This is a genomic window from Pseudoramibacter faecis (assembly GCF_036289405.1).
Taxonomy (GTDB): Bacteria; Bacillota; Clostridia; order Eubacteriales; family Eubacteriaceae; genus Pseudoramibacter; species Pseudoramibacter faecis.
Genome location: NZ_JAYFFI010000018.1, coordinates 32,724 through 43,560, shown reverse-complemented (window position 1 = coordinate 43,560; position 10,837 = coordinate 32,724). Strand labels below are relative to the sequence as shown.

General features: G+C 56.5%; 10 protein-coding genes. All 10 read right to left on the bottom strand.

Going from position 1 to position 10,837, the window contains the following annotated elements; all coding sequences use genetic code 11:
* Nucleotides 1-260 precede the first annotated feature (260 nt).
* Entirely contained in the window at nucleotides 261-1,493 is a 1,233-nt protein-coding gene (metK, locus tag V3C63_RS10090) for a methionine adenosyltransferase (protein WP_329887680.1), read from the bottom strand.
* Nucleotides 1,477-2,502: a response regulator gene (locus V3C63_RS10085; RefSeq protein ID WP_329887679.1), complete on the bottom strand. Its 1,026-nt coding sequence runs from the start codon at nucleotides 2,500-2,502 to the stop codon at nucleotides 1,477-1,479. The genes metK and V3C63_RS10085 overlap by 17 nt, the downstream gene beginning before the upstream one ends.
* Nucleotides 2,495-3,715, bottom strand: coding sequence for a sensor histidine kinase (locus V3C63_RS10080; RefSeq protein WP_329887678.1), 1,221 nt, complete (start codon nucleotides 3,713-3,715; stop codon nucleotides 2,495-2,497). Before V3C63_RS10080 ends, V3C63_RS10085 begins: the two co-directional genes overlap by 8 nt.
* A 213-nt stretch (nucleotides 3,716-3,928) precedes the next feature.
* Entirely contained in the window at nucleotides 3,929-5,230 is a 1,302-nt protein-coding gene (locus V3C63_RS10075) for an aldehyde dehydrogenase (RefSeq protein WP_329887676.1), read from the bottom strand.
* Nucleotides 5,199-5,330, bottom strand: coding sequence for a hypothetical protein (locus V3C63_RS10070; RefSeq protein WP_329887674.1), 132 nt, complete (start codon nucleotides 5,328-5,330; stop codon nucleotides 5,199-5,201). Before V3C63_RS10070 ends, V3C63_RS10075 begins: the two co-directional genes overlap by 32 nt.
* Nucleotides 5,331-5,612: 282 nt before the next feature.
* On the bottom strand, nucleotides 5,613-6,545 hold the full coding sequence (locus V3C63_RS10065; RefSeq protein WP_329887672.1) for a glycyl-radical enzyme activating protein: 933 nt from the start codon (nucleotides 6,543-6,545) through the stop codon (nucleotides 5,613-5,615).
* A gap of 23 nt (nucleotides 6,546-6,568) precedes the next feature.
* Nucleotides 6,569-9,160 (bottom strand): glycyl radical protein, encoded by a 2,592-nt coding sequence (locus tag V3C63_RS10060; RefSeq protein ID WP_329887670.1) that lies wholly within the window; start codon nucleotides 9,158-9,160, stop codon nucleotides 6,569-6,571.
* A 351-nt stretch (nucleotides 9,161-9,511) separates the two neighbouring features.
* Nucleotides 9,512-9,694, bottom strand: coding sequence for a hypothetical protein (locus tag V3C63_RS10055; RefSeq protein WP_329887668.1), 183 nt, complete (start codon nucleotides 9,692-9,694; stop codon nucleotides 9,512-9,514).
* 25 nt (nucleotides 9,695-9,719) lie between these two features.
* The gene (locus tag V3C63_RS10050) at nucleotides 9,720-10,283 is read right to left on the bottom strand and encodes a DJ-1/PfpI family protein (protein ID WP_329887667.1); all 564 of its coding nucleotides are present in this window, start codon (nucleotides 10,281-10,283) and stop codon (nucleotides 9,720-9,722) included.
* Nucleotides 10,284-10,306: 23 nt separating this feature from the next.
* On the bottom strand, nucleotides 10,307-10,837 hold the full coding sequence (locus V3C63_RS10045) for a flavin reductase (protein ID WP_329887665.1): 531 nt from the start codon (nucleotides 10,835-10,837) through the stop codon (nucleotides 10,307-10,309).

Below are 10,837 nucleotides of genomic sequence, written 5' to 3'. Positions count from 1 at the left end.
TCCTTGTATGGGTATTATTGTTACTGTCCTTATTTTAAACCATTTCGTGGGGTAATTAATTGCGCTGTTTGAGCAAAAAATACGGTTTTTTACGCTTTACAGGCAGCTTTTTCAAGGGCTGATTATTTTTCATGTGTTTGCAATTTTTCAGCCACAAACCCCGTTTCCGGGCATTCAAACAACGCATTTCACCCCGGTCTCAAGCGCCCTTAAAAGCGGATTCAAATACCTTTTCCTCGATAATTCATCCATGTCGTTCTCTATTTCTGGACGGATGCCAATTCATCAACCTTTTCCCAGGGGAACGCGTCCCGGCCGAAATGGCCGTAGGCTGCCGTCTGACGATAAATCGGCTGACGCAACTTAAGCCCTTCGATAATATCCGCCACCGAGAAGGAGACCACCTCCTCCACCATGCGGGCAATTTTGCGCTCTGCCACCCGGGCCGTGCCAAAGGTATTGATGGCGACCATTTCCGGCTGCTCCAGTCCGATGGCATAGGCCAGCGAAACCTCGCAGCGCTTCGCCAGCCCGCAGCCCACGATGTTTTTCGCCACGTAGCGCGCCATATAAGCGCCGGATCGATCGACCTTGGTCGGATCCTTCCCGGAAAACGCACCGCCGCCGTGACGGGCGATCGAGCCGTAGGTATCCACCATGAGCTTACGCCCGGTGAGCCCGGTATCACCCAGCGGCCCGCCGATCACAAACCGGCCGGATGGGTTGATGCGCAGCGCCGTGGTCGCCGTGATGCGTTCGGCATCGATCACCGGCAGCACCACGGCCTCCATCAGCGCCTGCTGAAGCTCCGGCAAATCGACGGCCGGATCGTGCTGGGCCGAAAGTACAACGCTGTCGATGCGCTCCGGACAGCCGGCATCGTCGTAGGCCATGGTCACCTGGGACTTGCCGTCGGGGCGCAGCCAGGGTAAGGTGCCGTTTTTGCGCACCGCTGCCAGGCGCTGCGCCAATTTTGTCGCCAGCACAAAGGGCATCGGCATCAACTCCGGCGTTTCGTCCGTCGCGTAGCCGATCATCACGCCCTGGTCGCCGGCGCCCACGTGCGGGACGCGCCGATGCTCGCCAGGGTCGACGCCTTCCGGCGGCAGCCATTTGCAGCGCACCTTTCCGGCCTGCCATTTGGCCGTCTCGCTCGTCGCCGCCTTACTGACGGCCCCGGCGATATCCGACGACTGTACATTCACATTGGTCAGCACATTGCAGCGATCGGCGTCCAGGCCGGCTTCCTCTGATATGTAGCCGATTTCACGGACGACCTGACGAGCGATGGTCACCGGATTCACGGCGCCGCTCTCGCGGACGTCTTGTGAGAGCTCGCCGGCGATCATCAACGTGTTTTTCGAGACCATCACCTCGATGGCGGTATGCGCGTCCGGATCCCGTTTCAGGCAGGCGTCCAGAATGCCGTCGGCGATTTGATCGCAGACTTTGTCCGGATGGCCTTCCGTCACAGATTCAGCTGTTCGTTTCATCTTGATGTTTTTCTCTCCTTTCCTGTTTAATCATCTTTTTATATTGCGAAATGGTGGTGTGTTCGTATTTTTTAAAGAGCTTGCTGAAATAAGAGCTTTCGTTATAGCCCAGTTGATACGCCACATCGGTGACATTGGCATCCTCCGTGCAGAAATACCACTTGGCCTGCATCATGCGGCACAGATGGATATAGGACATCACCGAGATGCCCAGGGTCTTTTTGAAAATGCGGCTGAGGTACCCCTGAGACAGGCCGCTGTCGTCCCGGACTTCCCGCAGGCCGATATTGTCGCCGGTGTGCTGATCGATATAGGTAAACGAGCGGGCCATCACCGGGTATTGGGCCACGGCGTTGTGCCGATAGATCAAATCCAGGGTGGCGTAGAGCCTAAACTCCAGCCAGCGCACGATCGGCAGCATCTTTCCCGCCGGCCGGTTGACATAGTTCGTTTCCAGCGAACACGCGTAACGTTCAAACAATCGGCTTTCAATGTCATAATAATATTCGACAATTTCTTCCGGCGAATCCCAGCTCTCCTCGCGGATATTGGCAATCAGATCCGGCAGCCGATAATACATATCGCCGTAATGCTTCGCGTCCACACATCGGCAGATGTTCTCAAAAGTCTCATCGCGCTTGGTGTTCAGCCCGCGGTAGGTCTCGAGCACCCGCTTCACGTCGGTATAGCCCAGAGGCTTCGTCAGATATTCCGCCACCCCGATATAGATGGCTTCCTTCGCAAATTGAAATTCGTTATAGGCCGAGATCAGATAAATCGGCGCGCGATTGCCGCTGTCTTTGATGCGTTTGGCCGCCTCAATTCCGCCCAGATCCGGCATCACCACATCGATAAAGATGATGTCCGGCGACAGCGCCGCCACCTGGTCCACCGCTTCCTGCCCGGTATTCACCGTCGCACAGACTTCGAACCCGTCAACCATTTCCACCATGCGCTTGAGCGCTTCGCGCATCAGATATTCGTCGTCGGCAATGAGCACCTTAAACATCGGCCGCCTCCTCTTCCGGAATGCGGATAATGCAGCGGTTGAGCCCGTCGGCACGTTCTTCCACTACGCGGTAGCCGGTGCCGTACACGCGGTTCAGCCGTTCTTTCACCGCGCCGATATTGTCGGCCAGCGAAAAATAACTGCTCCGCTCCTTGACAACCTGATCTTCCGGCGCCGGTTCCCGCCGCTGAGCGTTGTCTTCCAGCAGCACGTTGATCCAGCTGTCCTGCCGCGTGATCTTCACCAAAAGGCTGCCGCCTTCCCGCTGACCGGTCAGTCCGCTCATGGCAAATTCCACAAAGGGCATCGTCATCATCTTCGGCATCCGGGTTTTCATCAGATTGCGCGGCACGTCGATTTTATATTGGATCCGGTCGCCGAAGCGCACCGCCTGGATGCGCAAAAAACATTCGATGGCTTCGATTTCCTGCTTCAGGTTCCAAAAATCGCGGTTGTTAAACAAGGTATCCCGCAAAAACTCGGAAATTAACGTTACCATTTCGTTGGTGCGCAACGCCCCCTCCAAAATGGACAAATTGGCTGCCGAGGTCAGCGCGTTAAACCAGAAATGCATGTTAAGCCGATCCACCAGATGCTCTTTGCGCGGCAGCGACTCGCTGCGCTTGTAGGCCTCGAGTTGGCGATATTGTTTGTCGATGATCTGCTCTGCCGCTTCCCGCTGCTCCTTTTCGCGCTGCCAGCCCGCTGCCAGTGTCACAACTTTCTCGGTGATGGTGCCCGCAAGGTCCGCATCCCGCAAAAGCGCCGCTTCCGGAAGACAAACGATCTGCTCCCAGAGATGGTGGTGCACCGCAAGAAAGGTTTCGCTTTCTTCCCGGGCCTCGCCGTCCTGTTCGAAGAAAACAGCAGGCGCCGCATCCAGACGCACCGGTCCGCCGATCAGGCTGCCCCAAAATTGGTTGTCCGCAACGATAGGTACTGCCAGCTTATACAGCGCACAGGGAATCTTGTAAATCAACGGCTCGCCCTTAGCGGCCGCCCGGATGCCGCCGGCCGCATCGGCCACGCGCATGGCATCGCTCACCGCGGCCCATTGGTGCACTTCCTTCATGAAATCTGACTCGTCGACCGGCGGCAGCACCACCTCGCCTTTATAATCGACAATATAAAAGGGCAGTGTTGTCGCCGCGGACAGCGTCCGCTGAATATCCAGCAGGGTTTCTTCCGTTAACTGGCCCGTTATCATTTTCATCGCATTCCCTCTTTTTCTTCGCACATTCTTCAATCTTTCTTCAATCGTTCCCGAACCAAATATCTCCCTTTAAAACACCTGTCAGTGCCCCTTTGGGAAATTCTCGGCCGTTTGCCGACGGCCAGTTTTATTTTAACAGAAATGCGATGCACGTTTCAATATTCCGGCTGCTTTAAAAGGTTTGTTTTTTACACTTTACAGGCGGGCGCGGCGTCAGCGAATGGTAAAGGCCTCTGTCAGGAAGCAGCGACGGCGGCGACCGAAGTGCCTGGCCGTGACGGTGCCTTCTCCCGTTTTCGTGGCGACGGCAAAGGAACAGGGCGCGTCCATTTGATAGCCGATTCCCGCATATCCCGGCCCGTTCTTCACAAAGACCGACGTCTGCATGATCTTAGCCGCATAGTTGAGGCGTTCAATGGATTGGCTGTGGAGCATCGCCGTGTGATGACAGCCCTGCTCAATAGCCAGCGCCGCCGTCATGGCCTCGTCAAAATTGGCGGTGCGCACCATCGGCACCACCGGCATCTTGAGCTCTTTCGTGACAAAGGGATGCTCCGGCGCCGCGCGCACGACGACGAGCTTCACCCCGGGTTTTGCTGGAATGTCCGCCGATTCAAGGATATCTCCTGCATTGCGGCCGTCAAAAACCTTGCGAGGCTGCATGTCGCCATCGATGATGGCGCGGGTCAGCTTTTCGATATCCTCCGGCGCCTCAATGTATTGCGCGCCGCAGGCTTCCATTTCTCTCGCCAGGGTATCCGCAACGGCGTTCACCGCGACAATGGCCTTTTCCGTTACGCACATCAAATTATTGTCAAAGGACGCGGATTTCACAATGTCCTCCGCCGCCTTGATCACGTTGGCCGTTTCGTCGACGATCACCGGCGGGTTGGCCGGTCCCGCGCCGATGACCTTTTTGTCGGCACTGCAGGCGCGGCTCACCGCCGTGTGCGAGCCTGTCATCACGATCATGTCCACATCCGGATGGTTCATCACCTCCTGGATGGCCTGCATGCCGCCGGTGGGCAGGATGCCAATCAAATGATCGATACCCAGAACGCGCCTGGCGGTTTCGTTCATCAATGCGACGATATGCTTGCTCGTTTCGATCGCCCTCGGATGGGCGCAGTGGATCACCGCGTTGCCCGCCGCCAGTGCCGAAATCGTGATGTTGATGAGCGTTGCCGCCGGATTGGTCGCCGGATGCACCGCACACACCACCCCGAAAGCCGACAGCTCGTAAAGAACCATGCCGTCGTCGTTGGTCACCACTTCCGTAACGAGATCCTCCGTGCCCGGCGTTTGATGGATGGCGAGCGCAATTTTGGCCTGCTTGTCGGCAACGATGCCCATGCCCGTTTCGTTAAAAGCGCGGCGGGCCAGATCCTCTGCCTCCCTCGCCAGCACCATCCGAATGGCCCGGATCACCGCCTCCCTGTCTTTCAGGGGTTTACCCGCAAATTGCTTAAAGGCCTCCCGGGCCTTAAGCGCCAGGTTGCCAACGGTTGATTCCATCAATACTTCCCCCTTTCTTCTCCGGCATCGTCGCGATGCCTTGACCAATATTTTTATCTTGCTGCTTTTTTAAAATGCTTTTATTCAATGCTTCATGCAAAAATGGGATCCCAGCAAAGCAGCCAGGACCCCACGAGACCAAAAATCAGGAAGCTCTGGTATTGCCGTCCGACTTGAATCGTCAAAATCCCCGAAGGGTTCCCACATTTGGCGCCTCAAGCGAAATCAGCTTTCCTTCCTGCTTTATTTGAACCAGCCTTTCAGCTGTGTTCAACAATTTAAAACCGGTTGGTTAGCCACAGACTGCGCGCCAGCAAGCGCGCCAGCCTGATCCATTCATGTTTTTAACCATCTTTTGGCAGCGTGCGCTTGCGCGACCGGTTTACCCCCCGATCTTGCAAGTGAGTCCTGCCGATTCAACCACTTTTTTTAAAGCGGCCATCTCTTCTCTGTTTGGCGTCTTGGTATCCTCCGGCATTTTATATTCCAGCCCCATCAGATGGTATTTATTTTCACCCAACTTGTGATAGGGCAACAGATGCACTTCCTTCACACCGAGATCCTTCGTAAAGTCCGCGATCTCGCGGATGGTTTCCGCGGATGCGTTGACGCCCGGAATGGTCGGAACGCGGATGATGGTATTCCCCGCCTCCTTCGCGATGCGCCGGGCATTCTTTTTGATCACCTCGTTGCTGACGCCGGTAACTTTTTTGTGGAGCTCATCATTGGGCGCTTTCGCGTCCAGCAGTGCGAGATCCAAATACGGCAGCACGGCATCGAGCGCCTCCTCTTCATAGGTGTATCCGGTGGTTTCGACCGCCGTGTTCCAGCCCTGGGCCTGTCCGGCTTTTAAAATCTCCGCCGTAAAGCGGTACTGCATCAGCGGCTCTCCGCCGGAAATGGTGATGCCGCCGCCGGTTCGACGATAATATGCGGCATCTTTTTTCACTTCGCGAATCACCTGCTGCACCGTCATTTTCTCGCCCTTCTGCGCCAAGGCCCCCGCCGGGCAGACGGCGACGCATTCGCCGCAGCCCGTACATTTTTGATAATCGACAAAGGCGGGGTTTTCCGGGGACAGGGCCCCCGGCTCCGGACACACTTTTAGGCAGGAGCCGCAATGGATACAGCTCACCACATCGTAAAAAATGACCGGGCGCAGTTTTTGAGATTCCGGATTGCAGCACCACCAACAGCGCAGCGGACAACCTTTCAGAAATACGATCGTTCGGATACCGGGACCGTCATTGAGGGAGAAGCGTTGTATATTAAATACGTCCCCTTCTAATGCATAGTCAATATTCACGGACCTCAACGCGGCGCCTCCTATCGTTTTACTTATTCGAATGTCTGTTCTGTCCGAGCGATGATGTCATCTTGAACGTCCTTGGCCAGCACGACGAATTGTGCCGAATAGCCGGCGACGCGGACGATCAAATCCTTATGCTGTTCCGGATGCGCCTGCGCTTCAAGCAGGGACTTTCTATTGACGATGTTGAACTGGATGTGATAACCCTTGTGATCAAAGTAGGCGCGAACCAGTGCAGCGAAGCGCTTGAGACCTTCGTCGCCGGCGACAGCCGACGGCAGAAGCTTCTGGTTGAGCAGGGTCCCGTTCCCAAAGTCCAGGGCATCGATGGTCGCGGAGGACGCATTGGCTGCGGTCGGCCCGCTGACGTCAAAGCCGTGACGCGGCGAAATGTTGTCGGATAGCGCCGACTGTGCCAGGCGGCCGTCCGGCAGGGCATCGACATCGCGGCCCATCCCGACGTTGGCAGAGACAGTGTAGCAGCCGGCGTGATAGATTCCGCCGCGGGGGTTCTTCTGGCCGTGGACTTCGCTGGAATAAATCTTGGTGACGCGGCGTCCGAGCAGGTCGACTTCCGGAATATCGTTACCGAAATGCGGCGCGCTCAGCATTTGCTTATGAATCTTGTTCCACTTGGCGAGCTGATCACTGCCGGCGGATGCGCCGGTGACCACCGACTCGCCGCCGTTCAGCGCCGATAGATCAATCGCATTGCTTTCGCCCAGCACCGATTGAACCACTTCCCAGACTTTCTGTTCCATCGCGGAGCGGGTGCTGCTGCCGCCGGCGGATGCCGGAGCGGTGCCGCCGCCCTGCTGCCGGTCGGAGCCCGTCGGGTTGAAGTTCGGATCGACGGTGTAGCCAAAGTTATTGTCGATGGCGTCCATCATTTCCGCCATGGTGTATTTGTGATCTTCAAAGACGTTTTGCTTCACGGCGACGAAGGAGTCGATGACGTCCGCGGTCCCAAAGGCCTGCGGCCCGGTGAAGTTATATTTCGCGGCCCCTTCCTGAACGGATTTCCCCTTGTCGAGGCAGCCGTCCACCAGCGCCGATTCGAAGGGCATCGGCATATTCATCATGTGGGCGTAGTCCACACAGTTGTCAGATTCGACCAGGTAATGCACGAAGAATTTCATCTGTTCTTCATAGGCCTTGACAAAATCCTCGAAGGTTTGCATTTCGGTCATTTCGCCGGTCTTCGGCCCGAGCTGCTTGCCGCGGCTCTTCCCGTTATGCAGAGTGATATCGAGCACCTTGCAGCAGTTGAAGAAAGCGGCGTCGTGCCAGCCGTCGGTCTTGTGCTGGGGCTGCGGCTCGACACAGCCGATCGGCAGCCAGTCGCGGGCATCCTCGAGGCAAACACCGTCGTTTTCGAGCATCGGGATCGCGACTTCGTCGGAGTACATCGCCGGCAGCCCGTGCCCCAGACGAACCACTTCGCAGGCGCGGAGCAGGAATTCATCCGGCGTGCCGTCCCAGTAACGAATGGACATCGAGGGCTGGGGCAGCCCGACGTGGGCAATGGCATCCAGCTGCATGTAGGAAACGTCGTTGGTGGCGTCGAGCCCTTCCGGCGTCTGACCGCCGGCGCACATATTCTGGAAGATCGCGTATCCGGCAAAGAGCTCGTCGGAAATGGCGTCGCGGGTTTTGTTCAGGTCGTTGAGCTTGATAAAGATGCAGTCCACCAGTTCCTGGGCGAAGTCGCGGTCGATGGTGTCTTTTTCGTAATAGGGATACATATACTGGTCGAAGCGCCCCGGCGAAATGGAGTGTCCGGAGGATTCGAGATGCATGATCAGTTGCACAAACCAGAAGGCCTGGCAGGCTTCCCAGAAGTTCTGCGCCGGTTTTTCCGGCACGTTCGCACAGTTCTGAGCGATCTGCAAAAGCTCTTTCTTGCGCTGCGGGTTGATTTCGGTCTGGGCCATTTCGAGAGCCTTTGCCGCGTAGCGGTGCGCGAGATTGATCGCCGCGTTATAGGTGATGATCACCGCGTCGTAGAATTGAGTCTTGACGATGGTTTCCGGATCTTCCGGATCGAGGGCCGCTTTCTTTTCAGCCGCTTCCTTGACGATGCCGGAAAAACCGACTCTCAGCACCTTGCCATAATCGACGCAGACGTGGCCGATCCCCCCAAAGTAATAGTTGCCGACGGTGAAAACCCCTTCCGCCTGACATTCGAGCGCCTTATCAGACATCAGCGAATGGGCGAGATCTGAGTTGGTTTTGCCCGGCCAGTATTTGAACACTTCTGTCAGACGGCGCTTGGTGTCCTCCGGAATTTCAAACGGGTCGCATTTGCGGGTTGCCATGGTGTCAAATTCGGCTTCGATCCAGTCGTAAGAAAATTCAGGATAAATCTGGCAGCCGCGGTCTGTGACGGTCAGCGCGCCGACGATCAGTTCCCCCGGACGAATCGTCACCGGAATGCCGTTAAAGATCGCTTCATTCGCGCGGGCGTTACGAATCGCCGGCGTCGCACCTTCATACTTTTTGTACGCTTCGGTGAGCAGCTCCGCACGGTCCGCTTCGACCGTCGGCGTCGCGTCGATGATGCGCGCTTTAAGCTTTTTGATGCGATCAGTCGGTTCGCTGAATCCTTTTGCAATAGCCATATTAGCCTCCTCAATAAAAAAATTGATTTTTGGTCAAGCTTTTTTGCTTGAGAAAAAACGCCATCCACGCAGGTCGTCATTTCTGTTTTCATTATACGACGGGAGCGAAAAGGGCGGCGAACACCCTTCAAACCATTTTTTTGCATTTTTAAGACCCTTTCTGTATTTTTATGACCCACGCCGAAACTTTTTTGCACTTTTCCTTTTTTCCGATCCTTTTGGCCGCGCGATGCCGGCCAACGGCATTTTTCGCCATGCAAAAAGCTCCCCGACACGATCCGCCGGGGAGCTTTCGCATTGGCCGTTGCCTGTAACGGTCGGCTTATCTGTGCCGCACATCGCGGCCGCTGGTCATCCGCGCTTTTCCCGGGTCACACACATCCCTTCAAACACCCGGGTATAATCGATGGGAATATTGGGATCCGCCGCCGAATCGCCGGCGCGCACCGCTTCCGCCATGCGAATGGTCCGCTCGGTTTCGGCCTGAGGGATGCCGCTCTCCCGCATCAGGCGCCTGAACGTCACTTCATCCATCGATCTTCCTCTCTTTCCGCTGCGCTCATGCGCCGAATTTTGCAATAAAAGCTTTTAAAATCGCCGTATTGCCCGGCCAGGCCGGCGATGTCACCAAATTGCCGTCGGTCACGGCCTCGTCTGCCGCCACCTCGATATAGGTGCCGCCGGCCAGGACGATCTCCGGCGCCACCGCCGGGTAGGCCGTGAGCCTGCGCCCGCCGAGAACGTCAGCGGCCGTTAAAATCTGAATGCCGTGGCAAATAGCCGCCACCGGCAGATTATGCGCCATGAAATACCGGACAATCTCGATGACCCGCGCATCCAAGCGCAGATACTCCGGCGCGCGGCCGCCGGTGAGATAGAGCCCGTCATAATCAGCGCAGCGCACCGCATCGAAATCTTTGTTCAGCGCAAACCGATGCCCCGGCATCTCCACATAGGTCTGATCGCCGAGAAAATCGTGGACCGCCGTTTTTATGGTTTCCCCCGCTTTTTTGTCCGGACAAATCACATCCACCGCAAAACCGCAAACGCTTAATGCCTGGTAGGGCACCATCACTTCGTAATCCTCGGCAAAATCGCCGGCGAGCATTAAAATTTTTTTCATTTTCCCTTCCTTATCGGCTGTTTTCAATCCGGCAGCAGCATATCCGTCACCTGACCGATGTATTGGCGGTGGGGCGCCTCCTCCGCATAAAACCCGGCGACCACATCGACGGGAATTCGGTTGATGTCTAAATCCTGAGCGTACAACTTTTGGCACACCAGGGTCAGTTTCGCCTCCCGGAACGTTACCGTCTGGCTGCCGGTCGACAGATTCACCGCCGCCGGCGTGAGCTGCGTCGCCGCCACCTTATCGCCGTCCCGACCGCTGAGGGTGCCAAGGATCATCAGATCCTTGTGATATGCCGCGTCAAAAAAGCTGACCGTGAAGACCTCGCTCGCGTTGAGATAGCCGAAGGTGTGCCGGACGGGCTTCACATATACCGTCACGACAGGCCTGGTCTGGCCGGGCTTGCCCCAGATAGAGCCCATGGTCCCCCAGCCGATGGTCATGGTGTTAAAATCTGCCGGCGCGCCTGCCGTCACCAATCCCCAATCCTCGTCGAACAATTTAAACGGATTGATCTTCAGCGCTTTAAAATCCTGAGAATGTCGCAT